A 26,892-nucleotide genomic window follows, 5' to 3' on the forward strand; every position below is an offset into this window, starting at 1 on the left:
TTACCTGCGCAACTGGTCGCTGCGGCTCGATCTGCACATCATCCTGAAAACCATACTCGTGGTCCTCAAGGACCGCGCAGCTTACTGAGCTTCATTTGCTCATTGCGTTTACTTATACGGCGAACAATTGCAAATTTTCGTCATTCGAGCTTGCCGGGAATCCAGTCCTACCAACAATGAGTGGGATGCGTGCACGTTACCCGTTATCGGCTTCCGCTGCTGGGTATGACGTTCTTGCTTTTTGTGCGCCGGATCGATAACCAGATCACCTTTACCTGCCTGACGCTCGAACAATTCATTCGACGTCGCCCCACCTCTCGTTTCCTACCCCTCGTTCCTATACCTGCATTTACATGACTTCTTGCTTTTTCAAAAGCCTGATTCTATCTTTAACTGTAATAAGTGGAATCGCAGGAACGGCTACAAAGCGATTCAGGCTGCCCGAACTAAAAAAATCTATAGAGAATAAGAAGAACCAAGGCACATCACTGAGGCATCTCAATGATTGCAGAATCATCTGGGGCACCGCAATTTTATTCCATGTCAATTTTCACGGAACGGCCTGGTTTATCGTGACCTGACTGAAGACTGACGAAGACTGACCGATTGAATTTCCATGAAGAGGTAATCCATGCCAAGCAAGAATCCCGTCGAGCGGCCGACAGTAAATTCGATCGATTCGTATGTCAAGAAACACGCGCCCAAGGTAGAGGAAACTCAAGGACATCAGCATCCCACATCAGAAACCATGCGCGAGGCGGACTACGAAGGTCATCATATCGTTATTCGCACAACCTATCAGATTGAAGTTGATGGCAAGCCGGTAACTGGCCATATGGGCGTCACCGATGATGGAAAAGTTCATTATCATCCGGTACCCAACATAAGCTTCGCCTCCGCCCTTGATATGGTCAAGCAGTTGATTGACATTTTTCCCGATGATTTCGCCAATGCCGCCGACGGATCCACTGTATCCGAAGAACAGGCGACCCTGGTCAAGCCTCGTACCGAATCCGCTCCCAAATCGACTCCCTCGAGGCGTGGTGTAAAAAAAGATCATACTGATCATCAATAAGAATATTTGGGAGAATGTAATGGCTATACGCGAAAACATCCTGACCAGCGCAACCGCGCGTGACCAATACATCCAGGGCGTAAAATTATTGAAGAACGAGTTCCCCGGCCCAACCACTGCAAATCTTGGCATCGCCGGTCCTTCCCGGCCGGTTAGCACTTATGACCTGTTCGTGGTTTGGCATCACGTTGCGATGACAACGTTTACTCCTCCAAACCAAGGCGACCGGAATGCTGCCCACCGCGGTCCTGTGTTTCTGCCGTGGCACCGCTTTATGCTGCTGCAACTGGAAATGAATCTCCAGCGCGTGCTTGGCAATGACACGACATTTGGATTGCCGTACTGGGATTGGGCGCAAGACGGTGAACTCGCCCCCGCTCGCCAGGGACGGGCGGCCATCTGGGGCAGAAGCTATATGGGGGGCAGCGGAGCTCCTGTAGCCACAGGGCCGTTTGCATTCAATTCCGTTGATCCGGATTCCTGGCGCGTCCGCATTACCGCGAGCGTTAACGGGCAACTGATTCAGGTGAACCGAGGATTGCGCCGCCAGTTGGGCGCCCCGGTGCAAGGCTTGCCGGGGCCTAATCGGCTGCCAAGAAAAGCGCATACGGCTGTCGCACTGAATCAACCCGTCTATGACGTCGCTCCCTGGAAAACGAGCTCTGATGGCTTTCGTAATCTCATTGAAGGTTGGCAGGATGATCCCGGGATTCCACCTCCGAGCCTGCATAATCGCGTGCATGTGTTTATCGGGGGAGATATGTCCCCCTCCACATCACCCAATGATCCTGTTTTTTATCTCAACCACTGCAATGTGGACCGCGTTTGGGAAAGTTGGATGCGTCCAGCACCTGGAGGTCATGGTCGAGTTTATGCTCCAGCGCAATCCGAACCAGCCAGCCTGAAAGGTCATCGCCTCAACGATACCCTGAATTCCCTCTTGTCAGGAAGCACCACCCCGGCCGAAATGCTTGATGTCAGCGAACTTTATACATATGATTCGCTTACTGTGTGAGCGAAGAAGTGAGCGCTCAGTTGACAAATAGTTAAGGTGATAATCTTCTCTGACCCATCCCGTCCGCAGAATAGCTATGGCGGGTTCCGTCACGCCTCTCTCTGCCTTTCTCTTTCTGGCAGCCCGAATGGCTTTCAGTTCAGGATAAAAAGCTCCCTGGAAGAGAGCGTCCGTTGGCCTTTCCCTTCAATATAATAACGGCACGTCTCGCAGCCAGGCGTTCTTCTCAAGCAAAATAGCTCTCAAAAACAGCTTTTCGAAAACTGACATGCGACGTGGCTACCTGCTGCATTCTTTGCGTCGAGGCACGTCTATCCTCAATTCAGAACCCCATCAGCGTATAATCCAAAGTCATTATTGGCCGGTTGACTCCGCTTGATAATGTCGCAGGTAAGGTAGGCACACTCCCTCTCGGCGCCCTTAAGATTTTTACCCTGATGTGTATAAGCTCCTGAACAGCTTGTTAAATTGGAAAATCTGCTCAGGTGTGATTCTGATCGCATGGGCGGTGATATCGCAAGCGGAAATGGTAGCACCGATAGATGGCCAATTGACCCTTACCGAGGAGCAGGCTATCGCGCTGTTCTATCAGCGCAACCTCAGCCTGATTGCAGCTAGCCTTAACATCGATAATGCTCGAGCCCAGGAAATCATTGCCGCCGCGATTCCCAATCCGGTATTCAGCTTTACGGTACACGAATTGGCCCCTAAGGCATTTGCACCCGAAAGCCGCCACTTGGCAGTGCCAGCACTGTTACCGCAGATTCAGCAGCTCATAGAAACAGCGGGGAAACGGCGGCTGCGGATAGAAAGCAGCGAACTGGCTACCGAGGCCGTGAACTTCGACGTGCAAGACGTTGCACGAGTGCTCACAAACACCGTGCGGCGTAATTTTTACAACCTCTTATTAGCCCAAAAGACAATCAAGGTCGCAACCGATAACCTCGAGCACTACCGCCAAATTCTGAAGGTAAATGAAATCAGGCTCAAGGTAGGCGATGTTGCAGAGATGGATTTTATTCGCATCGAGGTTGAAAGTCTAAAGGCTCAAGGCGATCAGGACCAGGCCCGGACAGCATTGAACCAGGCCCGAGCCGATCTCTTATTATTATTGGGGTGGCCGGAAAATAGTATCGAGATCAATGCAGCCGGAGCATGGCCCGAAGTGGCTTTAGAAATCGCCTTGATCAGGCAGGATGAACTGGTCCAACGCGCGCTGGAACGCCGCCCCGACATGCGCGCTGCAAGAGTGCGCATCGCGCAGGCGCGAAAAATGCTCACCCTGGCACAGCGGCAGATCATTCCCGATGTGACAATAAGCGCCTTCTACGATCAGGATCAGGGTAATCAGTTTCCACGCACGGGTGGGGTCGGTATCAGTATACCGATTCCCTTGTTCTACCAGCAAAAAGGCGAAATTTCCCAGGCTCGCGTGGGCTTGACCTCCACCGAACTGGCGTTAAGACAGGCCGAGTATGACGTGCGGGCGGAAGTTATGAAGGCCTCTGCATCCTGGAAAAGCGCTGACGCCATAGCCCGGCGCTTTGAAGCATCGGTGGTCCAGCGAATTGAGACATTGCGCAAAGCCCAGGAAATCGCTTATCAAAAAGGTGCGGTGGGCGTGCTGGATCTGATCGATGCGCAACGGAGTTATCGGGCAATCATGCTGGATTATTACACCGCACTGTCGAACCGCAGCAAAGCCTGGGCAGATTTGCTGATGGCATATGGAGAAGAAACCGGAAATTTTGCGCGTGACCCCGGGCGGAGATGATTGGTGGACTCACTGATCCTCAGATGCAAGGCCAGAGTACAGTGAGCGAAAGTTGTTGATGACGCCCGGTTTAATGTGAGCTTGGAGTTTCGCAGATTCAAGTGAATGCTACCTCTTGCACTACTCCGGTTTATGACAAAGATGCAGGTTCCGAATTTACTCGCATGAATACCAGGTTTCTCGACATTACCCGGTTCGCAGCGGGGCTATTAAGTCTATCCCTACTGGCTTGCCAGCCGCAAAACAAGGAGCTACCGCGCTCCACTCAACCCCGTCCGAAAGACGAGGTGATACTCGCCGAAAATTCGCCCAAGCGCCAATATATTGAAGAAGCTACCGTTCAATTGGTTCAGCGGCCGCTGATGGAGCCGGTAACCGGCAAGATTGTATATGACGAATTCCATACTGTTCGAGTTTCCTCCCCGATTGCCGGACGGGTGATCGGAGCAATTGCCGCCATTGGAACCACCGTTCGCGCCGGTGACGTGCTCGCTGAACTGGATAGTCCGGAATTAGGCCAAGCACAATCCGCCTATTCCGATGCCCTGGCCGATCTGAACCTTGCCGAGCGTGCTTACCAGCGAATAAAGGAACTGGTCGATAACGGGATCACGCCGCGCAAGGAGCTGGACGAGGCTGATGATAATCTGAGCCATGCGCGAAGCGAGACGGAACGAGCACGCCTCAAGCTGGCCAACCTGGGCGTGCGCAGCAAGCGAACAGATAACCGCTTCATTTTGCATGCGCCTATTTCGGGAACAATCACCGAAGGGCATATCAATCCCGGCATGCAAGTCCGGTCCGATCTGGCGGCGCCACTGTTCGTGATTTCCGATCTGACTCAGTTATGGGTTCAGATGGATATTTACGAGAAGGATATCGGGTTGATTCATATGGGCGCGAAAGTATTGCTGCGTGTTCTGGCATATCCTGCCGAGAGCTTTACGGCAACCGTAACTCGTATCAGCCAGATAGTTGATGAGAACACACGAACAGTCAAAGTGCGATGCACATTACCCAACGCGGACGGGCGGCTGTTGCCTGCAATGTATGCCGCCACCGAGGTCCAAAGCGATCCGGACGATCTGGCGATCGTGGTGCCTCTCACGGCCTTGTTTACTGAGGATGAATCCGAGTGGGTGTACGTTGATATCGGTGATTATCATTATCGGAAACGTCCGGTCAAGGTCGGCCTGCGGCTCAAGGATCGGGCAGTGATTCTAGATGGTCTCAAGCCGGGCGAGCGGCTCGTCGTGCACGGCGCCCTGCTATTGCGTACCGAGCAGGATAATGAGCAGCAAAGTGGAGAAAGACCGCTGTGATCAGCAGGCTTATCGCTTTTTGCCTGCAACAGCGGCTGTTGATCATCAGTACTTCGATAGTGCTCGCTGTCATCGGCATTCTCTCGTTCGAACGCCTTCCGATCCAGGCCTTTCCCGATGTGCAGAATGTGTTTGTGCAGGTAGTGACTCAATATCCAGGACAGGCCCCGGAAGAGGTGGAAAAACTCATCAGCCTGCCTATAGAAAAGGAAATGAACGGCCTGCCGCGTATGATCAATATGCGTTCGGTATCCATTTTTGGCTTATCGGTGATAACGCTGACTTTTGATGATGATGCGGAGGATTATTTTTCTCGCCAGCTGGTGCTGGAACGATTAAAGGGCGTGAGCCTGCCTGCTGACGTGAAACCCATGCTGGGCCCGTTGACTACGGGCATCGGGGAAATCTATCGCTACCGGATCGAAGCACCAGGCGTTCCCTTGGTGGAGCAGCGCGCATTACAGGATTGGCTCATCGAGCGCACTCTCCGCTCCGTCCATGGCGTAGCCGATGTTGTGGCCTTTGGCGGCGGTGTTAAACAATATCAGGTACAGGTTGATGCAAACAAACTCAGAAATTACAACTTGACGCTGCCCGATGTGCATCGCGCCATCGCCGCCAATAATGCAAACACCGGCGGTGGTTATATCGATCACGGCAATGAGGCCATGGTGGTGCGGGGGACCGGTCTACTGAAGTCGACAAATGACATCAGCCATACGGTCATTGCCAGCCGCGAGGGTGTCCCTGTCTTTGTGAAAAATGTCGCCGATGTCGTCGTCGGTCCCCAGCCGCGCATTGGTATTGTTGGCTTTAACGAACGCGACGACGTAGTACAGGGGATTGTCCTGCTCATTAAGGGCAGCAATGCGGTTGAAGTACTGAAAGGGGTAAAAGAAAAAGTCGAACACCTTAACAGCTATGGTTTACCTCAAGGCATCAGGTTAATTCCCATCTACGATCGAACCGAACTGATACAGCATACCGTCAATACGGTTGAGCGCAATATGGTGGAAGGAGCCGTCCTGATTTTTGTGGTGCTAATCGTTTTTCTCCGCCGGCTCTGGGCCTCCATGGTAGTCATCGTGGTTGTGCCGCTATCGTTGCTGTTCGCTTTCATCCTGATCGATATGAAACATGTCTCCGCCAATCTCATTTCCTTGGGCGCGATAGATTTTGGCATCATCGTGGACAGTGCCGTGGTGCTGGTCGAAGCCATCATGGTCAAGGTGACGCTGGACATGCGCCAAAATGCAAGCGCGGCGCATATGCGCCAGTCCATGCTCACCACGACAGCGGAGATGGCCCGCCCGATCCTTTTTTCCAAGGCCATTCTTATTATCGCCTTTATACCCATTTTTACCTTTCAACGAGTGGAGGAAAAAATTTTTTCCCCGATGGCGTTCACGCTCACTTTCGCCTTGCTGGGTTCTCTGATCATCAGTTTGACTTTGGTGCCGGTACTGCTGAGCTACCTGCTCGGGCCGCGTCTTACCGAATCTCATAACCCCCTCGTCCGCGGTATGGAACAGCGCTACGCGACTATACTGCAAGCAGTGTTGAGGCATCCCCGCAAGCTCTTCGTTGGTGCGGGTATAGCGCTTGCGTTGTCCCTGGCTTCCTGGCCGCTAATCGGTACCGAGTTCATGCCCAAGCTGGATGAGGGCAACGTATGGTTGACGATCACCTTGCCCACACCCGTATCGCTCAACAAAGCCAAAGAACTGGAAAGAGATATACGTACGCGCCTGTCCGAGTTTCGCGAAGCGAAGTCAATTCTCACGCAATTGGGCCGCCCTGAAGATGGCACAGATCCCAAGGGCTTCAATAACTTGGAAGTTCTCATTGATCTCAAGCCGAAAGAGACTTGGCGTTATAGCGATAAGGACGAGCTGGTCAGGGCAATGGAGCAAAGGCTGGCGGTATTTCCAGGGTTACAGTTCAACTTTTCTCAGGTGATCCAGGACAACGTGGAGGAAGCAATCTCGGGAGTCAAGGGTGAGATTGCCATCAAGGTGTTCGGCGGGGATCTCAAGATTCTTCAGGAAAAAGCCAATCAGATCACGAGCATTCTTCGTTCCATTGAGGGCGCCACAGATGTGGCGGCCGAGCAGCAATCCGGGCTGGCGCAATTAGTCGTCTCTATCGACCGGGAAAAGATTGCACGCTTTGGCATCAATATAGCAGATGTGGAAGATGTGATTGCGATGGCGATAGGAGGCAAGTCCGCCACGCAGATGCTGGAGGGCGAGCGGCGTTTCGATGTGACGGTGCGGCTGATCGGCTCCGCTCGGGATTCGGTGGGAGCAATTGAAGATATAACAGTATTGTCACCGGGCGGGAGCCGCATACCACTGGCTGAACTGGCCGAGATCAAAACGAACCAGGGAGCATCTCGCATCAGCCGCGAGAACAACATGCGCCGCATCGCCATCAAGTGTAATCTCATCGGACGCGATCAGGGCAGTTTCGTGGCTGAGGCACAGCAAAGGATTGCCCGCCAAGTCCATCTGCAACCGGGGTACCATATGATCTGGAGTGGGCAATTCGAGAATCAGGAGCGTGCGATGAAGCGGCTTTATTTTATCGTGCCGGTGAGTTTTACCTTGATCTTCGTGCTGCTATTCTGGACATTCCGTTCGGTCCGGAATGCTTCTCTGATCGTATTGAATGTGCCGTTCTCCTTGATCGGAGGGTTGATAGCCTTGTTGCTGACGGGTATTCACTTGAGTGTATCCGCCGCTGTCGGGTTTATCGCTCTGTTTGGTATTGCCGTACAGAATGGCGTCATTCTATTATCGCAAATCAATGCACTCAGACGCGAAGGCATCCCAATCGATCAAGCCATTCTGCAAGGTTCTGTCAGCCGGCTTCGGCCGGTGGTAATGACTGCGCTTATGGCAATGCTCGGATTATTGCCTGCCGCGCTTTCCACCAGCGTTGGATCGGAAACCGTCAAGCCTTTTGCCGTGGTCATTATCGGCGGCTTGATCAGCGCGACTTTGTTAACCCTGACCATGCTTCCCGCCCTTTACCGAAACTTTGAGGAATGGCATAAAGCTAAGGTGATTCCGTGAAAGAAATTCGCGCTTATATTCAACCTTTCATGTTATCGAAGGTTACCCAGGCATTGCTCGAGATACCTCATTTCCCGGGTATGAGTGTGTCCGATTGCGAGGGTTTCGGCGGAGAGAAGGTGATCGACCAGGATTTCACTCCTTATGTACCGAGGAAACGTATCGAAATTTTCGCGCCGGATGAACTCGTTGAAGGTATTTTTAATACGGTGATGCAGGCCGCCAATACTCATCAGCGCGGAGCAGGCAAAATTTATGTCATCGACGTGGATAGAAGCGGACACATCAGTATGGGATTACAGAAAGATGAACACGAAAAACACCAGCCCTGATCTGTAGTGAATTATCGTGAAGCAATGGGCAGTCGCCACGCCTCCTTCTCCATGCTTCCGTTTTAAGCGGCATTAAACTCGATGAGCCTGCCATCTTCGCCAAGTTTAATCTCTACTTTCTCCCCTCCCGTTTTTTACCTCAACTTCATAAACCGTAACCGTCTTCCCGTCCTTCGTCTTTGTTTCCTTCTCTATTTCCTCTATTTTCCCATCGCCGGCGTTATCCGTTATGGTCTTCTGGACTGCGCCGGGAAGTTGAGACCATCGAACTTTCTCTTCTTTTTCAGCAAAGGCCGAGGTTGTGATGACCATCGCGGCTGATAAAAGTATACTCCTCTTCATTTGGAATTCCGCCTATGGTTGATTTTGAAGAAAAAACCTTTAAAAAGTAAATCACCTTTTCGATGTTGTCTGTTCGATAAGGCACGCAGAGGGCCCATACGCGGATGATAAAGGCTACAGCGTGCCATTTCTACCTTGCTTTTCGAAACGTCAAGTTGATTCGATACGGACCTGTCCGCGGATGATATCCTTCCTTGACCGGCAGCACGCCGTGATAGCGCAGCCTCGCCGGCCCTCCCCACACCATAACGTCACCGTGCATTAATGGTATTCGCATAGCCTTGTCTTCCCGTCGCAAGCCACCCCACAGAAATATGGCCGGGAGGCCCAGCGAAACGGAGACAATAGGCGCGCTGAAGTCGCGCTCGTCCTTGTCCTGGTGGAGCGATAGCCGAGCCCCTGCCTCATAGCGGTTGACCAGGCACGCATCGGGTTCGAAATCCTTGAACCCGGCACTTACAGCGGCGTCCTGCGCAAGGTTAAAAAACGCGCTGGGCATGCGAGGCCAGGGCTTGCCGCTTTCCGGATCTATCTGATCATAGCGGTACCCTGTGCGATCCGTTACCCAGCCATAGGAGCCGCAATTCGTCATGGCGACAGACATGCGAAAACCGCCAGGCGTGATCATGTGGCGAAGCGGCGCCTCGGCTGTAATAAACCATAATGCTTCGCAGACTGCATCTTCGTTCACTCGCGCGAAGCTTCGCAATACGACTGCGCCCGGACACAACTCTTCCCGCTGCGCCCGACACGGCGCCATATCTTCAAATAAACCGAACGTCATGCATATTTTCCTGTCCCTAAGAAAAACCTCAGACGAGTCTTCTTGGGATGGCGATTGAGACCTCACGTTGCGTCATGAAAAAAGATTCCTACCGTATGACGACGACCGGAGCGCAGGCGGCTAACGCCGTGCCGTAGTTGACCTTATGTAGCCCCAGGTGCCTTGCATCGGCCGGCGATGCACAGCAAACAGGACAGCATCTCCCTGGCGAAGCGGAACAGCTTCAGGCCGTGACTGCATGCGCGGCCGCTGCTCAGTCAATACGAATTCGCCACCGGTAAAATTACGGCCCGGCTCGGGTAGCAGTATGGTGAGCTGAATCGGGAATACATGCTCGCCGTACAAATCCTGATGCAGGCAGTTATAGTCGCCAGGCTCGTATTGCAATAGCAGCGGAGTCGCGCTGGCCTGCCTCATGACAACGCTCGAGATAATCCGCGTGCTGCTTCGGGTAATGCATTTTGATGTCCATTGCCTTGCTCCAGCGATTGGCGATCGGCGCCAGCCGGAAATATATAAACGTCCGCAGTTGTGAAATGATGCTGGGCAGCGGATAGCTGAAATACTTGTATTCTCGCCGCCCGAAGCCGGGGCGGGCCATCGCGATCCGGCTGCGGAAAATTTCGTCCTTCGGATAAAGTCCGGCCAATGCATCGCATTCCTCAGGAGTAATGAGTTTTTCGATCACCGTGCATCCCTGCGCATCCAGGTCGTCCGACAGCCGTTTCAAATCAAGTTTATTCACTCGCCTGGCGATATCTCTGACAGGGATAATTTCGCGTAATTTCCTCGTCATCAGTGTATTCACGTTTGTATTTCCTCAAGCACCGTCACCTTCTCCCGTCCTCGACTCCTTCTTAAGAAGCGTCCGTTTGCGCTCGACACCCCAGCGGTAACCAGCGAGGCCGCCGTCGTTCCGCACTACACGATGACAGGGAATAGCGACTGCCAACGTGTTTGTCGCGCAGGCGTGCGCCACCGCACGTACGGATTTCGACACGCCGATACTTGTGGCGAGATCAGTGTAGCTTACGGTCTGTCCCGCCGGAATTTCGCACAACGCCTGCCACACACGCTGCTGAAAGGCTGTACCGCGGACATCCAGCGGCAGATCCAGGCCGATGCCTGGTGCCTCGATAAATCCGACTACTTTAGCGACAAGCTCTTCGAAGTTCGCATCCCCGCCGACCAGGTTGGCACGAGGAAAGCTATCTTGCAGGTCACGCGCAAGCTTGTCAGGATTGTCGCCCAGCAAAATTGCACAGATGCCGCGGTCGCTCTGGGCAACCAGGATGGAGCCAAGGGAACATTCGCCAACGGCAAAGCGGATTTCGGTGTTGGTGCCGCCAGCGCGGTAGCTGCTCGGCATCATGCCTAGAACCTTGTTTGATTTTTCGTAAAAACGGCTATTGGAAGTGTAGCCCGCATCAAAAATTGCGTCCGTCACCATACTGCCGCGGCCGAGTTCGTCGCGCACTTTTTTTTCCCGCTGCGCCGCTGCATATTGCCGTGGCGTCAATCCGGTTGTTTGCTTGAAAATACGGTGAAAGTGATAGGCGCTCATGCCGACCTGCGTGGCCAAGTCTTCCAGGGAAATGGCGGTTTCCCATTTCTCGATGATGCGACAGGCTTGGGTCACCTTGGCAGCATATTGCTCAACCAGCTCAGGTCGGCCCGGCTGGCAACGCTTGCAGGGCCTGAAGCCAGCTTTCTCGGCCTCGTCGCAGGTCGCATAAAAACCGATATTCTCGGGCCGGGCCGGGCGAGCGGCGCATGATGGACGGCAGTACACACCCGTGGTCTTGACCCCGTAATAAAACTTGCCGTCAGCTTCGGTGTTACGCGCGATAATGTCAGTCCACCGGGGATCGTTGACCGTTTTAGCCGCTCGCTGCGCTCTTTGTCCTACTGTATTTAAACTCATGGTGTACTCCTTCGGTTCGCGTTGTTGATCAACGTTGCAATTTAGCAACATCTCCCAGCCACCGCACTCCGAGTCTTGCTTTTCAATTCAGCCTTGCTGAGCGGCTCAAATTCGATCGTTTCGTTTGCCTCGGTTGACTCCATCAGCCTGAATACCCCGCCGGCATTTCGCTGCGCTCGCCATTTCGGCGCCGCTGGTTATTGTCTATCGACCCATGCACGCGCCTCTACATTGGCGGCCTCATCCGCCTTGTCTTCATCGTGTAACGGTTCTACGAAGCTTTCGTAGACCACAACGCCTTTATCATCAAGAATCCTGTAGCGGCCATTCCAGAGACCGGTGCTGTCGTCTCGCTCCGACGCAGTAACAATACTGTATCCTTTATAACCAGCGTTCATGTCATCCTCCACAAATAATCTATTAAGAATGATAGTCAGGTAATTCACAAATATCCATGTTATTTGAATGTCATCGAATGGACGCGGGGAAGAAAATTCCGTGGTATCCATTCTTCACCGCCCCGGCACCGCAATAGTATCGCTTCGCATATTACTCCGCCCGTTCCCTCTGGTTTAGAATACGCTATTGCTCAACCTGCAGAGCCTGAGTCGCTTGTACGGATAGCGCCGCCGTCCTCAACCGGAGAACACAGATTGTTGTTTAAGCGTATCAAATCGTTGGATCATATCCTTGAATCAGCCCAAAAAAAGGGGCTCAAGCGCCAGCTCGGGGCCTTCGATTTGACGATGCTTGGAATCGGCGCCATCATCGGAACCGGCATTTTCGTATTGACATCGGTTGCCGCCGCCAAGGCCGGTCCTGGCATGATGTATTCGTTTATCATCGCCGGGCTGGTTTGCGCGCTGGCAGCGCTGGTCTATTCCGAGATCGCCGCAATAGTGCCGGTTGCTGGATCGGCTTATACCTACTCCTACGCGATATTTGGCGAACTGACCGCCTGGATGGTGGGCTGGGCACTTATTCTTGAATATGCGGTCGCGGCAGCCGCGGTGGCCGTCGGATGGTCCGGCTACATCAACGGTTTCCTGCATGAGGTAGGCTATGGCCTACCCCTGGCACTGACTGCCGGTCCCTATGATACGGTTATTGTGGCACCCCATACCAACGCAGGCACAACAGTAGTCACCGCTTCAGGTGGATTCAATTTGCTGGCGTTCCTGGTCTCGCTTTTCGTTACTTTTCTGCTGATTATAGGCACATCGAAGAGCGCCCGATTCACCGCCATTCTGGTGATTGTAAAAATTATCGCGCTTGCGGCATTCATTTTTCTCGCCCTGCCCGCCGTCAACGCCGTCAACTTCGACCCCATGCTACCCAATGGCTGGGGTACCCCGTTTTCCGGTGTCGGAGTGCTCGGCGCGGCCGCTTCCATATTCTTTGCCTATATCGGGTTCGATGCCGTCTCGACTGCGGCGGAAGAAACGAAAAATCCCAATCGTAATGTCCCCATAGGACTCATCGGTTCCTTGACGATTTGTACCGTTATTTATCTGATTGTCGCCTATGCCGCGGTAGGCGCTGTGGGGGCTCAACCAGGGAGCGAGCTGTCCTTATCCAAGGAACCCCTGGCATTCGTATTACGCGAGGTGGGATACCCTTCTGTCGGCAACTGGGTCGCGTCCGCTGCCATCGTGGCCCTCCCTTCTGTAGTGCTGATGATGATTTACGGGCAGACGAGAGTACTGTTTACCATGGCGCGAGACGGACTTTTGCCAACGGTTTTCTCCCACGTGCATGAGCGCTTTCATACCCCGCATATCGTAACCATGGTGACAGGCGTGGCTGTCGCCTTGTTCGCCGCGATGTTCCCGGTGGGAATGCTCGCCGACATCTCGAACTCCGGCACGCTCTTCGCATTCTTTATGGTGTCGCTGGGCGTAATGGTGCTGCGCCGCCGCGAGCCGGATCTTCACCGGCCCTTCAAAACACCATTTATCTGGATCGTCGGACCCATGGCAATGGCCGGTTGTACCCTGCTGTTCGTCAGCCTGGGTTGGGGAACGATCAGGCTTTTCCTGTACTGGGCGGTTATCGGCCTGATCGTCTATTACGGTTATGCTCACAGACATAGCCATTTGAGCAAGCTTCCCACAAGCCGTAGCGAATGAAGCAAAGCCTGTCATTTCCCTGCGAATCTCCACCATGAGGTAAAACCTTTATCTAAACATGGGTTTGCATTAGCCCAACTTATAAAAAAATATCACGTCGGCATTGAACTCGTACACATAATCATCAGTCGTATGAATTCTTAAGTCTGAGATGGCAGCTTTTGCCATTCGAACGTGGCCCAGCCTTAAGAGATGTGTAACAGACCCACCGACGAATTATTTTTTATAAATTTTTATGGAGGATATATGAAAAACAGCATGCTCATGCTCGGCGTTGCTCTGATTGTCCCCATGTTTTCAGCCACAGTCCAGGCAGCCGTCCCTGACGACGCGCAGATTGCGGCGATTGTCGTCGCCGCCAATCAGGTCGATATCGATGCCGGCAAACTGGCCGAATCCAAGGCATCCAATGCAGACGTCAAGGCATTCGCCCACCGCATGATTGCCGATCACTCAGATGTAAATAAACAGGCGGTAGACCTGGTGACCAAGCTGAAAGTCACGCCAAAGGATAACCCGACCAGCGAAAGCCTGAGGTCGGGCGGCGATAAGAATATTGCGCATCTTAAAACACTGAGTGGTGCTGCCTTCGACAAAGCATATATCGATCACGAAGTGACTTATCACGAACAGGTGCTCGACGCAGTGGATAAGACACTTATCCCCAATGCAAAGAACGAAGAGTTGAAAGCACTGCTGGTAAAGGTACGGCCATCGTTTGTCTCGCATATTGAGCATGCAAAACAAGTCAAGGCGGCGCTGCATAAAAAGCACTGACCAGCCCGCCAGACCATCTCGCTAGGGAAACCGGGACAAGTCCTCTGCCAATAGCTTGGTTGACAGTCTGCCGGCAGCGCGCTGGCGATCTGTTGCAAAGCAGAGGTTATCCTGAGTTTCTCTAGCTCCAGCCCCCGCTAGAGCGCGCAACCCCGCCGTTGATGTATACGTCCGCCGTTTTTTAGCTTCATGTTGCGCTCTCCGTCGTTTTGTTCTTTCCATGCTGTACACTTCCGTTAAAACGACGATAAGCCCAGAGCAGAACTCTGTCTTATAATCAAAGCATCAGCCAAAAACATCCCCAAACCCACTGCTTGTGAGCCTATTCTTGAATAGGGTTATGGCCGCAGAATCTGCAAAATTTACCTCCACCAGCCATTCAGATAGAGAGTGGTGGAAGAAAACCACGGTTTATCAAATCTACCCCCGCTCGTTTTTCGATAGCAATGATGATGGCGTTGGCGATATACCGGGCATTATCGAAAAACTCGATTATCTTGAAGATCTTGGTTACGAAACAATCTGGATTTCGCCCTTTACCCAAAGTCCGCAGAGAGATTTTGGATATGATATCAGCGACTACTTCTCGATCTCTCCAGAATACGGCGACATGGCGCTTTTTGAAAAGCTGGTGCGTGAGGTGCATGCCAGGCGTATGAAGCTCGTGTTCGACCTGGTGCTGAACCATACTTCCAACGAGCACCCGTGGTTCAAGGAATCGGCAAGTTCCCGCGATAATCCGAAGGCTGACTGGTATATCTGGAAAGACGGGACAGGAAAAAATGGCACCAAGCCCCCGAATAATTGGCGCGCAATGGCGGGCAATAAGGCTTGGACTTATTACCCGGAACGAAAGCAGTTCAATTACACCGCCTTCCTGCCTTTTCAGCCCGACCTGAACTACCATAATCCCGATGTAAAGCGAGCCATGTTCGATGTTGTCAGGTTCTGGTTAAACAAGGGCGTTGATGGCTTCCGGCTGGATATTATCAGTGCTATTTACGAAGATTCCACACTCCGCAAAAATCCGCCCAGCTTCCGGTTAGCTCCATCGGATAAATCGCTATCCATTTTCTTCCAGCACCTGAAAAACAATTTTCTCCACGAGAAAAGCTTCGTGTTCGCTACCGAATTACGAAGTGTCGTGGATGAGTTTGCTAATCCGAAAAGAGTCCTGATAGGCGAATCGCACGGCGACGAAGCAGTCATCAATCGGTTTTGCTATCTCGATGGCAAGGATGGCCTGGACGCCATCTTTCTTTTCAAGGCGGTTTCAACCCCATTCAAAGCGGAAAGCTACCGGCAAATGCTGATGAAGTTTGAAAAACATTTTCCGGAACCCCTGATACCCACCCTCGTCTTCGCTAATCACGATCGTACCCGCGTGATCAGCCGATTGGGAGGCAGCATTGAAAAAGCAAAATTACTGGCGCTTTTTCAGTTTACTTGCAGAGGCATTCCCTTCACATACTTTGGGGATGAGATCGGTATACCCAGGGTAAGAATTCCACTCAAGCAGGGAAAGGATGCAATCGCCATGCAGCTTAGCTGGATTCCACAGGCTCTGGTTGACCGCAGTATCGAGATTCTCAACCGCGACGAATGCCGTACGCCGATGTTATGGAACTCAAAACCGAACGCGGGTTTTTGTGATCACGCAACCAAACCATGGCTGCCTGTGGCTGAAAATTTCAACGAAATAAATGTCGAGAAGCAGGTGGCGGACCCTTGCTCGCTTTTCAACTTTTACAAAAAGCTTATCCGGCTACGAAACGCGACCCCGGCGCTACATGGGGGAAGTCTGGAGATCGCGCACGACTTATGCGATAAAAAGATCCTGGCCTATTACCGAATTTCCGATGACGAAAAATATATGGTGGTACTCAACATGTCCAAATATCGGGTTGAAAATCCGGTAAACAGTGAAGTTTTGCTTTCAACTCACCCTCAAGGTGGTGCGCATCAATTACATCCATTTGAAGGAAGAGTGATGAGGCTAAGGAACACGTGAACAGACTTGATGGGCCGAAGTCGTTAACCCGGTGCACCGCAAAAAACTGCTCGACAATTCCTGTTCAGAAATTCGCTAACCAATCGTACAACGCTCCAGGAAGAGTTCGTTAAGGAATTCCTTACAATGAGCAATACCGATGCCGAATTGGAAAAAATACAACGGCAAGCGTTCAGTTATTTTCTGCATGAGACGAATCCCGCCAACGGGTTGGTTATTGATAAGACTTCGCCTGACTGGCCGGCAAGCATTGCGGCCACCGGCCTGGCGCTGGCCGCCTACCCGATTGGCGTCGAACGTGGACTCATGTCTCGCGCGGCGGCGGTGGAGCGCACCCTCGCTACCCTGCGTTTTTTTTGGCATAGTCCACAAGGCCCCGAGCCCGACGCAACCGGCTACAAGGGTTTCTATTACCATTTTCTCGACATGCAAACGGGCCGGCGCGCCTGGAAAAGCGAACTATCAACCGTAGACAGCGCTTTCCTGCTGGCGGGCGCATTAACAGCCAAGGTTTATTTCGATGCGGATTCGGCGGATGAAAATGAAATCCGGGAGCTCTCCGACGCGCTCTACCGTCGTGCAGACTGGCAATGGGCACAGAATCATGGCGAGACCGTAACCCATGGCTGGAAACCGGAGAGCGGCTTTCTCCGATACCGCTGGGAAGGCTACGATGAAGCGCTGCTGCTATATACGCTAGGGCTGGGTTCGCCTACGCACCCGCTCGCTAAAAGCAGCTATACAGCATGGGCAAGTACATACGCATGGGTACAAAGTTATGGTTATGAATATCTCCATGCGGGACCTTTGTTTACCCACCAGTTCTCGCATATATGGATCGATTTCCGCAATATCCAGGATGCTTATATGCGGGAAAAAGGCATCGATTATTTCGAGAATAGCCGCCGCGCAACCTATATCCAGCAGCAATATGCAATGCACAACCCCTTCAAGTTCTCGGGCTACGACAGACGCTGCTGGGGGATCACCGCGAGCGATGGACCAGGCCCTTGCGTGATGGAGGTCAATGGGGTCAAGCGTAGATTTTTTGACTATATTGCGCGTGGTGTCCCGTATGGGCCCGACGATGGCACGGTTGCACCTTGGGCCATGGTGGCTTCGCTCCCGTTCGCGCCCGAGATCGTGCTGCCGGCATTGGATTACTGCATTCACCACATCAAATTGACCGCGGGCAATCCCTATGGGTTCAAAGCAACCTTTAACCCTACCTATCCGGATAAATCCGGCAACGCCTATGGATGGGTATCCAAATGGCATTTCGGAATCAACCAGGGGCCCATCGTTCTCATGATTGAAAATTACCGCACCGGCTTCTTGTGGCAATTGATGCGCAACTGCAGGTATATAGTTAACGGACTACGGCGGGCGGGGTTTACCGGAGGTTGGCTGTGAGCCGCAGCCTGCATAACTCCGGGCGCGATGGGCTAACAGACTCAAAAGTGACCGCCAACCTCTATCTCGAAAATTGTGGGGCTGAACGTTCCCTCGGCCATTTACTCAAGTGTATTTTACGAGCTCCCGGACGGCTACGGCTTTGATATGCGCACGGACAGGCGCGGCCGGGCGGCCGGAAAGAAGTTTGACATCATGCGTTACGGTTGCATATTCACCCGCTTGCGCGGCCGCGTACATGCTCACGATACCTTCGACGGCAAATTCCGGCAATCCGGCTGATCGCAAGTTTGCCGCGGCGGTTTCCAGTGCAAGATCCACCGCCTTGATCGGTCGGCTTGCCGCTTCCGAGATAATGGCCGCAATCTCGAAACCGTCCAAGGCCTCGGGCCCGGTAAGCTCGTACGTTTTATACTCATGGCCGCGCTGGGTAAGCACAGCGGCAGCGGAGGCTGCGATATCAGCATGGGTGATGTAAGCCACCTTCCCCGTTGTACCCGGAAGCGCAAATGTACCTGTTTCCCTTGCCTGGCTGATCAGGCCATCCAGGTTCGAAGCATACAGGTTATCACGCAGGATCGTGTAGGAAATGCCTGATGCTTTGAGATAGGGTTCGGTTTCAGCATGTGAATGGGCCCAGATAAATTTGCTTTGGACGCTCGGATTCACAAAGCTGGTGTAGACGATGCGCTTGACGCCCGTCCGTCTGGCCGCGTCTATTGCATTCTTGTGATGACGTATGCGCACCTCGTTCGGCCCGTTGCTGGAAATGAGAAACACCACATCCGCGCCTGCGAAAGCGGCATTGAGGCTCCCCGGATCGTCGCAATCGGTGCGCACGACGGTTAAGCCCCGGGATTTCCAGAATTCGAGTTTGGCAGGCGTGCGGGCAGCCAGCCTTACATCTGAAACAGGAACACGTCGGGTCAGTTCATCGGCGACAGCTCGGCCCAGCTTCCCGCTGGCGGCGGTAATGACAATCATGGCGGCTTCCTCGTTATTCCAAGGTTGGCTTGCAGGTATCGGAGGGTACTCATAGCAGCGACTTCCACATCCGTATGTTCGCTAGGTAACGAAGCAGCCAGACGGTGTTTGCTAAACTTGAGCTTCCTTCACGACAACAGTTCCCGGGAGTTCTTATGGATGACGATCTTTTTCAATTTCCAATTATCGGATGGGAAGTAAAAGCTGAGCCGGTTGAAGGGCTTCTCTCCGTCCGCTTTCCATTTTTATCTCATGAGCAGCAGAAATTGGCCGAGGCAGATCCAGGCAGGCCATACATCATGCAGGCAGAGCAGGCTCGCGAACTCCGCGACGCTTTATCGCGGGCAATTGACCGGATCGAGAACCATGAGTTTACGTCCGCATTATGCATATGGTAGAAAGCGGCTCACTGATTTATTGATATTTTTGTCCGCCTTGCGTGATTCCCGCGCAATACTGAAGTGACGCCCGATACCCCGCCCAATCGCCTCGATCGGCCTGTCGACGAGTCATACGACCACGTACTGGGCCCTTCCGATGCCGAGATCACCCTGGTCGAGTACGGCAGCTATGCGGACCCCGCCTCTCGCCTTGCTCACGAGCGCGTCGCCCAGATGCGCAGTCGGTTCGGTAACCGCTTGCGCTATGTATTTCGTCACCGCCCCTTGACGGGAAGCCTCATCGCCCGCCAGGCGGCCGAGCGGGTGGAATCCGTTGGCGACCCAGCGCGCTTCTGGAACATGCATGTCTCGCTGATGGCCCTGTCTGACAAGCTGACCGAGGATGACCTGCATACCATGGCCGCCAGTCTCGATGATGAGCAAGGCCCCGGGCGAAATGACCTGCTCTTGCAGGCACAAGCCCGTGTGGATGCAGACGTGGAAAGCGCGGCAGCGAGCGGCGTCATCATCACGCCGACGTTCTTCATCAACAACCGTCGCTACGATGGCCCGTGGGATGCCAATTCCCTTTCAGAGGCAATGCTGGGCTCTCTCGGTCATGTGGTTCACGCGGCTGCACTGGACTTCGCCAAATGGGCGCCTTCGACCGGCATCCTGCTGCTGCTGGCAACGGGGATAGCAATAGTACTAAGCAATTCCCCGCTGGGCCCGGATTTTAATGACTTCTGGGAACAGCGCCTCGGTCTTGCTTTCGGCGCTACGGAATTCAATCTCTCACTTCGGCAGTGGATAAATGACGGGTTGTTGGTAATCTTCTTCCTGGTCGTCGGCTTGGAGATCAAGCGGGAATTCACGGTCGGCCATCTCTCCAACCGACAGGCCGCGATGTTGCCGATTTTTGCGGCCATTGGCGGTATGGTAGTACCCGTCCTTTTGTACCTGATACTGGTGCCCGACGGTTCCACAGCTGAATCTGAAGGCGCATGGTCGCGTGGCTGGGGGGTCCCCATGGCAACCGATACCGCTTTTGCGATCGCATTGATAGTCATGATGGGCAGACGGGTTCCGATCGAGCTGCGCGTCTTTCTCACTGCGGCTGCGATTGTGGACGACATCGGGGCCATTATTGTAGTGGCAGTGTTCTATTCGGGCGAGCTCCATGCGGTCTATCTAGCCGCAGCCGCAGCGATTATCGCGCTGCTGGCGCTGCTTAATAAAGGGGGCGTATACCGCGCTTCTCCTTATGTTGCTCTCGGAGGGGCGCTATGGGTTTGTGTTTATGCAAGTGGAATACATGCAACTCTATCGGGGATTATCCTGGCCCTCTTCATTCCGACCCGCCCGCCGCCTAACCTCCGGGCGCTGATGATGCAAGCTGATGCGATACTCACGGCTGAAACACAGCGCGGCAGGGAAGTCCTGCGTTATGGGCCATCCGAGCCTGCGCTGGAGGCGCTGGACGCCATCCATGACCGGCTGGAATCGCCGGCCGATCGCATGCTGCGCCATGTTGCGCCGAGATCGAGCTATGTTGTATTGCCGTTATTCGCTCTGGCTAATGCGGGTGTGGAAGTAAGCACGCATGTGTTCAGCGGCCACGCGCCGCTGATTATCGGTACCACCGTGGCCTTGGCGATCGGCAAACCGCTCGGGTTCATCGCCGCAACGGCCGCCGCGGTCCGGCTGAGTATTGCGACCAAGCCGTATGGGTATTCCTGGCGCCAATTGGCCGGGGCCGGCGCATTGGCCGGAATCGGCTTCACCATGTCGCTTTTCATAGCCAGCGAGGCATTTGCCATAGAGGCCGATTTTGCCGCGGTCAAAATCGCCATCTTCGCAGGCTCGATTTTGTCGGCCGTTGTCGGCGTCGCAATATTGTGGAACGCTCGCCGGGATTCAGATTCACATTAAAAACTTCGGAAGAGATCCATCTCCCCAAAAATTCCGGGAATCTGTTACAGGACGCACAGACGGTTATCGCCTGAATGCGCACTTTATCGGTTTTCCGCAGAATCCCAATCGATCATGTAGCAAATCTCGAGCATATGGCATTTTCTAACGAAGGAAGGAGCAATCATGACAACAAAGAACGGATGGGCGGTTTGGAAAGGCGGCATCAAAGATGGCGGTGGCACCATTTCCACTGAAACCGGTGTGCTCAACGAAGCGCCTTACGGTTTCAAATCGAGATTCGAAAATGGCAAGGGCACAAACCCGGAAGAGCTTATCGCTGCTGCACACGCTGCCTGCTTCTCCATGGCGCTTTCATTAATGCTGGGAGAAGCGGGGATGACGCCCGAGCGGATCGAAACTCATGCCGGTGTTACGCTTGACAAGGTAGGAGATGGATTTGAAATTACCCACAGCCATTTGAATGTGGTAGCAAAAATACCGGGGGCCGACAAGGCAAAGTTCGAAGAGATCGCAAACAAAGCGAAATCCGGGTGCCCGGTATCCAAGCTTCTAAAGGCGGAGATCACAATGGATGCGCGACTGGAATAAACTTTCAAGCACAAGAAAAAGCCCGGAGCAGGATCACTGCTGCCGGGCTGAGGCGCCAGGTACACTGAGGAAACATTGGTTGTTTCCCCAATTTCATCTTACACGCTTCTCGAGCCTTGCCAATTGGACTAAAGTACAGTCCGGGTAACGGTGACACATATTAAGCTGTTCCTTGCCGGGTTGCTTCCGGGATCATCATCCCCACTTACTCATCCTCTCCAGCTCGACGCCGGGTCTGCCGGGAGGTTTTCCCTGTTTCTTCCCCGACCATGACACACCCTCCACTCATGAGACTCGCTCTGGCAACCTGCTTCTGCATCTGGGGCAGTTGGGGAACAGCCGCTTTTGCCGAGCCAAGCGAGTCTGGAGAAAGAAAAGAGAAAAACCGAGAGACGCAGAGAGAACTGGCGATTATAGACCGGTACAATGTTCCGATCGCCGAACTGTCGGGGCTTGCTATCGGGCGTACCGTTGAGGACAGAAGAGAGGAGGCTGGCGCGGTTGGCATTAGCCTCTATGCCATCGGGGACGCGAGCTATGATATTGCAAACCTCCGCATCAACAGCTCATCCGGGAAAATCACCCTGAGTGTGGATGATGCCGCTGCGGTTCTAGGCAAGCGCACCGCAAGCGCCTCCCAATGGGAAGCAATCGCGACAGATAGCCTGGACACGATTTGCATGCTGAGCGAAACCCGGAGTGAAGTCTCCTGCCTCGACCGCAATCTGAGGAACGACCTGGGAACTTTCAAACTCGATGTTTCGAGCATAAAGCGACTCGACCGCGTTTGGCAAGATCGCCCCAACTCGCGCGGTGAGGGAATGATACTCATGAAGAAAGGACATGTCCTAATCCTGAAAGAGAAACAGCCATCCATGCTGATCGAGTTCGGTCCGGAGGGAGACTCTCCCCTCGGCTATGGACCGGATACATTTCTTGAGCATGGCGAGGCGTTTATCATCCCGCAATCCAGGCATTGGGTCGCACTGAAGACATGGGAATTTTCAGGTCACCTTGCAGCACTCGCGAGGGACGCCAGCGAAATAACGCTTGGCCCGGATGGGCGCGTGTATTTGCTATCACAGGAAAGCTCGACGCTGATTCGCCTGGAAAGAACCCTGAAACCCCACGAAGACGTGGTTTCTGTGGATCACGACACATACTGGAAGCTTCCCGCCGGAATCGAAAAAGCGGAAGGCCTGGTAATTGATAGCACGATGCACCCCTGGATCGGAATTGATATCAAGCAAAAGGACAAGCTCAACCTTTTCCGCTTGTCTCCTGTCGATCCGGCGGCGCAATAAATAGGCCGCCATACACGGGCACAGCGCTTCGTAGCCCTCCATAGCTTGAAACTCTATTGAAGAAATGGCTACTGAAAGACGGCTATAGCTCCAATATGGTCTGGCGGGATCGGGTATAATACTGTCCAACTCCCTTAGGCTAATGCCTGGACACCGAGGCAGTCATCCATCGCGCTCCGTGCCTCTCCCCCATTGTATCAGAAGCACAAGCACACCTTTATCGCGCGCTTGGCGAGCATCCATTCTCCCGAAAGCGCAGCTACCGTGAACCTGTTCAGCTTCCTGCAACCAGAGGGATGGCCCGGTTCACGTGGATTCCAGGCTGGTATTTATTTGCGCGCATACGTCCTCTCTTCTCGACCCTATACGTTAATACCTTGGTCATTTGTTTCCTATATTCTGAAACACCTTTCTCTAACTGGCGGCCGATAAGGAGCAAGATTCATGAGGTCAGGAAGATATCTTTCCATTTTTTCCCCCGCTTCAAGGCAGCAAAGACAAGAAAACTTTGAAAACTACTGGCAGTTCAGCCAACGAAATAGCGGACAACTGTTCGAACAGGATAAGGATTTATTCGAGAAACGTGTTCGCCTCAGGCACTTCCAGAGCAACCCAGTAACCCTCCGGCATCCGCTGGCTGACCCCACAGCCTTTTACCGCAATTATGTCAAGATGAGGGATGACCCCGCGTCGTTGGACCGGATGACGCTCATGTTGACCTGCCTGTATAAATTCGCCCGACATGAATGGGTTGGAATAAAAGGCGCGTGGGAAGCAGTTCCGGATATGGCTCACTCTCACAAAGTGGAAGAAAAGATCAGCCGAGTGCATTTAGCCGAAGAATTCTGTCATGTGCGCCTGTTTGATGAAATGTTGCGCACGTGCGGCCTCGACAAGGTTCAATGGGTGCCCTTAACCCCGCTTAAGGAAAAAATCTACGAACAGTTTCCCAAATTTCCCGAATTTTTGATGTCGCCACCAGCTTTTGTAACGGAGCTGATGGGAGTGACCTTTTACTGCCATTTGGCCCGACTCATCGATGAATTGTTGACCGAAGAGCCGGAGGTATGCCTGCGCCTGAGGGAATTATTGGATGAAATTACCATTGATGAAGTCGCTCACGTGGGCCAGAGAAGGAATTTCATCGGGCCGATAGGCATGAAGGTTTCAAAAGCCCTGGTCAAGCCTTTCTATACCCTTTTCTTTGAAGATATCCCTGAAATCAAGCACCTGTTCGATGTCGAGCAAATGGTTAAAGATGGGATTGCCTTCGACTTCAATGAATTGCCGCATTACATGATCGAACGCAGCTGGATTCCTTCCTACTGCAAAGCCTGAAATCGGAGGTTTTCGTTCGCCCCCCTGGCAGGCAGCAGGGCGCCGCTGTTCACCCTTCTTTTAATCGATGCATCAATCCGCCCGATGCTTTGGTTGTTGGGCCCCTGTCAGGGCTTCGACTCCGGCTATGACATCGAACAATTCCTCGTCGATTTTACTTTGACGCAGACGGTAAAACGTCTTTTGGAGATCTTCACGCAACTGATCGATATTTCGTTCAGCGCGCTCCATTGCGGCAAGGCGGCTCGCATTTTCGCTGGCAAGAGATTCTGCGCACGCCCGGAAAAGCGATACGAACAGATATTCCCGTATGAGCGCCTGTAGAGTTGTGGTACTGCTGCCTAAAACCTCAGGAAGTTTCCGCGTCGGCCATGGAATTCGAGCCATCGAACGCCGCCAGGTCTCGTCCAGGGGCAGGAGCCGCTGGCTGACGGGCTCATAGACAGCCCCTGACCGGCGACTGTTATAGAAGAGGTAAAGCTGTTGAACGCTTTCCCGTTGGCTTTCCTGTTGACTTCCCTGTTGCCCGGCAGTTCTCCGGTGCGTCTCTCCGCCTGCCAGAATCTCTATCAAGATCTGCCCGACAAGCGGTGTGATCGCCTGCACCGATAACGGAACCGTGAAGAAACCTGCCAGAGATAAATCCGCACCCAGCAGATGATCTTGAGCGCGCTCGCCAACCACCCAGATTTTTTTTCTACCCGGCAAGGCAGCCAACTCCTGGGCAGAATATTGTGCTATGGCTTCGTTGAATTGTCCGACCAATCCCTGGTCTGACCCGAACACGACCGCGGCGGTCAACTCAATGTTTTGTTTTACTCTCGGCTCAACAATGGATAGCGCCGATCCCTTGCTTGTGTCGCGTCTGCTTGCGCGCAAGCAGACGCTCAGGCCAAGCTGTACCGCACGGTAATAATCATCCAGAGCGCGTGTGGATTTTTCGAATTGGCTGATGCTTGCCGCCGCCAAGCCCTTCATCGTGCTGACCACCGAGCGAAGTTCTCTGGCTCGTTCGATTTTCCGGTGCAGGTTTGGAAGGGTATCGCTCATGAGTTCTTTTCGATCATCCGGGCAGAGAGGCCTCCGAACAATTCCCCTCGGATGCTTGACTTGCGCCTAAGCTGCTGTCGGGTCGCGCCATAGTCCCAACCGCTCCTTTACCCAAACATAATGAGTGATAAGGAATAAGGCAGCAATAACCAGTTTGCGCCGTATTCGGGGCGAGCTGGGAGCGGTGCTACTCCAACCATATTCTTCACAATCACTTCAACTGCTCGTGCAACAGTTTCAATATACGCACTGCATCACTGGATTTCTCGGGGGCGCCCTCTTTGTTGAGTACCTTGACTTCCGTACTCTCCCCTGCTTCGCTGAGCTGAATGCGGTATTGACCCGGTTTGTCAGCATCTTCGTCGCTGCGCCAAAAGAGGAGTTTCGAGAGAAAGCCGGTGCCCCCCCCTGAGCCACTGTCCGCATCGGGATTAACATAGCGCACGTAATATATCCCTTGGGAACGGTTACGATCCTCGACCGTAAAACCGATACGGTCGAGCGCCAACCCGACGCGGCGCCATGAGCGGTCGAATGCTTCATTTACCGAAAGTACGCTGCCCTTGTCACGGAGGCGTGCACGCTCTAGCGCGCTGCCTGCACTGGCTACCGACGATCTGGCCCGCTCTTCCGCTACCCCGAATCGCATCATCAAACGGGAAAGCATCTCGGCTTCGAGATCAGGATCGGGAGGACGGGGCTGCCAAACGGTGCGTACGTTACCTTCCATCACCTCATCCATACCGCGATGGCTGATGTAAATTTCGGTTGTACCTCCCTCCCCCCGCTCCAGACGGGTACGAAATTTGTCGCGCTCGGCAGTTGAATACAACGTATCCAGAATTTTCGAAAGCGCGTTTCGAATCAGGTCATCCGGAATCTTGGCGCGGTTTTCAGCCCAATCCGTTTCCATCACACCCGCTTCAGGCATTTCGATCTTGACGATAAAACCCAGATCCTGCCAAAACGCCTTAACGACCGGCCAGATATCGTCCGGTTCACCCAGCACCACCAGCCAGCGCTGAGTACCTGAGCGTTCCATGCGCACACCAGCTTCATCCAGCGCCGGAAGAACAGCGGTTCCCCCGGCGACGGTCTGTTTGGTGCGGTCTTTATTGTAGGCAGAAAATGTGGCGGTTCCCGACGGGTTGATATCGGGCACAACATACCGCTCATCTGAACTCGGTGCGGTTAAATCAGGCGGCACTTCAAGCGGAGGGAGTTTTCCCGCCGACTTGTAATTCATTTTCTTGGCTTCCGGCAAGAGACTCATCAGCTGGCAGCCAGCCAGATTCACTGCCAGACATAGCGCGACCATTACCCGCCATTTCATGTGTT

General features: G+C 53.3%; 22 protein-coding genes and 1 pseudogene. 15 read left to right on the forward strand and 8 right to left on the reverse strand.

The features are described from left to right. Positions 1 to 631: 631 nt before the first annotated feature. The 6 genes from BMX00_RS09555 to BMX00_RS09580 all read left to right on the forward strand — a co-directional run bounded on the left by BMX00_RS09555 (position 632) and on the right by BMX00_RS09580 (position 8,595). Positions 632 to 1,075, forward strand: coding sequence for a hypothetical protein (locus tag BMX00_RS09555; RefSeq protein WP_090828803.1), 444 nt, complete (start codon positions 632 to 634; stop codon positions 1,073 to 1,075). A gap of 19 nt (positions 1,076 to 1,094) precedes the next feature. Continuing rightward, positions 1,095 to 2,090: a tyrosinase family protein gene (locus BMX00_RS09560; protein ID WP_090828804.1), complete on the forward strand. Its 996-nt coding sequence runs from the start codon at positions 1,095 to 1,097 to the stop codon at positions 2,088 to 2,090. 460 nt (positions 2,091 to 2,550) lie between these two features. Then, a complete protein-coding gene (locus tag BMX00_RS09565; protein WP_245728002.1) occupies positions 2,551 to 3,864 on the forward strand; it encodes a TolC family protein in 1,314 nt (437 codons plus the stop codon). A gap of 164 nt (positions 3,865 to 4,028) precedes the next feature. Continuing rightward, positions 4,029 to 5,186: an efflux RND transporter periplasmic adaptor subunit gene (locus tag BMX00_RS09570; protein WP_090828924.1), complete on the forward strand. Its 1,158-nt coding sequence runs from the start codon at positions 4,029 to 4,031 to the stop codon at positions 5,184 to 5,186. Continuing rightward, the gene (locus BMX00_RS09575) at positions 5,183 to 8,263 is read left to right on the forward strand and encodes an efflux RND transporter permease subunit (RefSeq protein ID WP_090828806.1); all 3,081 of its coding nucleotides are present in this window, start codon (positions 5,183 to 5,185) and stop codon (positions 8,261 to 8,263) included. The genes BMX00_RS09570 and BMX00_RS09575 overlap by 4 nt, the downstream gene beginning before the upstream one ends. After that, positions 8,260 to 8,595 carry a P-II family nitrogen regulator gene (locus tag BMX00_RS09580; RefSeq protein WP_090828807.1) on the forward strand — a complete coding sequence of 112 codons (336 nt, stop codon included), beginning with the start codon at positions 8,260 to 8,262 and terminating at the stop codon, positions 8,593 to 8,595. The genes BMX00_RS09575 and BMX00_RS09580 overlap by 4 nt, the downstream gene beginning before the upstream one ends. A 105-nt stretch (positions 8,596 to 8,700) precedes the next feature. Here BMX00_RS09580 and BMX00_RS09585 read toward each other — a convergent pair whose 3' ends face one another. From BMX00_RS09585 to BMX00_RS09605, 5 genes and pseudogenes are all read right to left on the reverse strand, one after another. Then, positions 8,701 to 8,937, reverse strand: coding sequence for a hypothetical protein (locus BMX00_RS09585; RefSeq protein ID WP_245728003.1), 237 nt, complete (start codon positions 8,935 to 8,937; stop codon positions 8,701 to 8,703). 130 nt (positions 8,938 to 9,067) lie between these two features. Continuing rightward, on the reverse strand, positions 9,068 to 9,721 hold the full coding sequence (gene alkB / locus BMX00_RS09590) for a DNA oxidative demethylase AlkB (protein ID WP_090828808.1): 654 nt from the start codon (positions 9,719 to 9,721) through the stop codon (positions 9,068 to 9,070). Positions 9,722 to 9,783: 62 nt separating this feature from the next. After that, positions 9,784 to 10,517, reverse strand: a pseudogene (locus BMX00_RS15105) (2OG-Fe(II) oxygenase). A gap of 24 nt (positions 10,518 to 10,541) precedes the next feature. Further along, positions 10,542 to 11,645: a bifunctional DNA-binding transcriptional regulator/O6-methylguanine-DNA methyltransferase Ada gene (gene ada, locus BMX00_RS09600; protein ID WP_090828809.1), complete on the reverse strand. Its 1,104-nt coding sequence runs from the start codon at positions 11,643 to 11,645 to the stop codon at positions 10,542 to 10,544. A gap of 197 nt (positions 11,646 to 11,842) precedes the next feature. Continuing rightward, positions 11,843 to 12,043 carry a hypothetical protein gene (locus tag BMX00_RS09605; RefSeq protein WP_090828925.1) on the reverse strand — a complete coding sequence of 67 codons (201 nt, stop codon included), beginning with the start codon at positions 12,041 to 12,043 and terminating at the stop codon, positions 11,843 to 11,845. A gap of 255 nt (positions 12,044 to 12,298) precedes the next feature. Between BMX00_RS09605 and BMX00_RS09610 the strand changes: the two genes are divergently transcribed. From BMX00_RS09610 to BMX00_RS09625, 4 genes are all read left to right on the forward strand, one after another. Continuing rightward, a complete protein-coding gene (locus BMX00_RS09610) occupies positions 12,299 to 13,774 on the forward strand; it encodes an amino acid permease (protein WP_090828810.1) in 1,476 nt (491 codons plus the stop codon). A 246-nt stretch (positions 13,775 to 14,020) separates the two neighbouring features. Continuing rightward, positions 14,021 to 14,551 (forward strand): DUF4142 domain-containing protein, encoded by a 531-nt coding sequence (locus BMX00_RS09615; RefSeq protein WP_090828811.1) that lies wholly within the window; start codon positions 14,021 to 14,023, stop codon positions 14,549 to 14,551. Between the two features lie 340 nt (positions 14,552 to 14,891). Further along, positions 14,892 to 16,562, forward strand: a complete 1,671-nt coding sequence (locus tag BMX00_RS09620) for a glycoside hydrolase family 13 protein (RefSeq protein WP_090828812.1) — start codon at positions 14,892 to 14,894, stop codon at positions 16,560 to 16,562. A 126-nt stretch (positions 16,563 to 16,688) separates the two neighbouring features. Next, positions 16,689 to 17,975 carry a glucoamylase family protein gene (locus tag BMX00_RS09625; RefSeq protein WP_090828813.1) on the forward strand — a complete coding sequence of 429 codons (1,287 nt, stop codon included), beginning with the start codon at positions 16,689 to 16,691 and terminating at the stop codon, positions 17,973 to 17,975. 105 nt (positions 17,976 to 18,080) lie between these two features. Here BMX00_RS09625 and BMX00_RS09630 read toward each other — a convergent pair whose 3' ends face one another. Continuing rightward, positions 18,081 to 18,959 (reverse strand): SDR family oxidoreductase, encoded by an 879-nt coding sequence (locus tag BMX00_RS09630; protein ID WP_090828814.1) that lies wholly within the window; start codon positions 18,957 to 18,959, stop codon positions 18,081 to 18,083. 155 nt (positions 18,960 to 19,114) lie between these two features. Between BMX00_RS09630 and BMX00_RS09635 the strand changes: the two genes are divergently transcribed. The 5 genes from BMX00_RS09635 (at position 19,115) to BMX00_RS09655 (ending at position 24,504) form a co-directional block, all read left to right on the forward strand. Beyond that, on the forward strand, positions 19,115 to 19,357 hold the full coding sequence (locus BMX00_RS09635; protein WP_090828815.1) for a hypothetical protein: 243 nt from the start codon (positions 19,115 to 19,117) through the stop codon (positions 19,355 to 19,357). Positions 19,358 to 19,420: 63 nt separating this feature from the next. After that, positions 19,421 to 21,271: a Na+/H+ antiporter NhaA gene (gene nhaA, locus BMX00_RS09640; RefSeq protein WP_090828816.1), complete on the forward strand. Its 1,851-nt coding sequence runs from the start codon at positions 19,421 to 19,423 to the stop codon at positions 21,269 to 21,271. A 165-nt stretch (positions 21,272 to 21,436) separates the two neighbouring features. Continuing rightward, a complete protein-coding gene (locus tag BMX00_RS09645) occupies positions 21,437 to 21,862 on the forward strand; it encodes an OsmC family protein (RefSeq protein WP_090828817.1) in 426 nt (141 codons plus the stop codon). 287 nt (positions 21,863 to 22,149) lie between these two features. Then, positions 22,150 to 23,166 (forward strand): SdiA-regulated domain-containing protein, encoded by a 1,017-nt coding sequence (locus BMX00_RS09650; RefSeq protein ID WP_177171826.1) that lies wholly within the window; start codon positions 22,150 to 22,152, stop codon positions 23,164 to 23,166. Positions 23,167 to 23,610: 444 nt separating this feature from the next. Then, the gene (locus BMX00_RS09655) at positions 23,611 to 24,504 is read left to right on the forward strand and encodes a hypothetical protein (RefSeq protein ID WP_090828819.1); all 894 of its coding nucleotides are present in this window, start codon (positions 23,611 to 23,613) and stop codon (positions 24,502 to 24,504) included. Positions 24,505 to 24,576: 72 nt separating this feature from the next. Here the strand turns inward: BMX00_RS09655 and BMX00_RS09660 are convergent, their stop codons facing one another. Together BMX00_RS09660 and bamC are read right to left on the reverse strand one after the other, a co-directional pair. Next, positions 24,577 to 25,554 carry a F0F1 ATP synthase subunit gamma gene (locus tag BMX00_RS09660; RefSeq protein WP_090828820.1) on the reverse strand — a complete coding sequence of 326 codons (978 nt, stop codon included), beginning with the start codon at positions 25,552 to 25,554 and terminating at the stop codon, positions 24,577 to 24,579. 211 nt (positions 25,555 to 25,765) lie between these two features. Beyond that, positions 25,766 to 26,887, reverse strand: coding sequence for an outer membrane protein assembly factor BamC (gene bamC / locus BMX00_RS09665; RefSeq protein ID WP_090828821.1), 1,122 nt, complete (start codon positions 26,885 to 26,887; stop codon positions 25,766 to 25,768). Between the last annotated feature and the right edge of the window lie 5 nt (positions 26,888 to 26,892).

The sequence above is a fragment of the Nitrosovibrio tenuis genome (assembly GCF_900109785.1).
Taxonomy (GTDB): domain Bacteria; phylum Pseudomonadota; class Gammaproteobacteria; order Burkholderiales; family Nitrosomonadaceae; genus Nitrosospira; species Nitrosospira tenuis_A.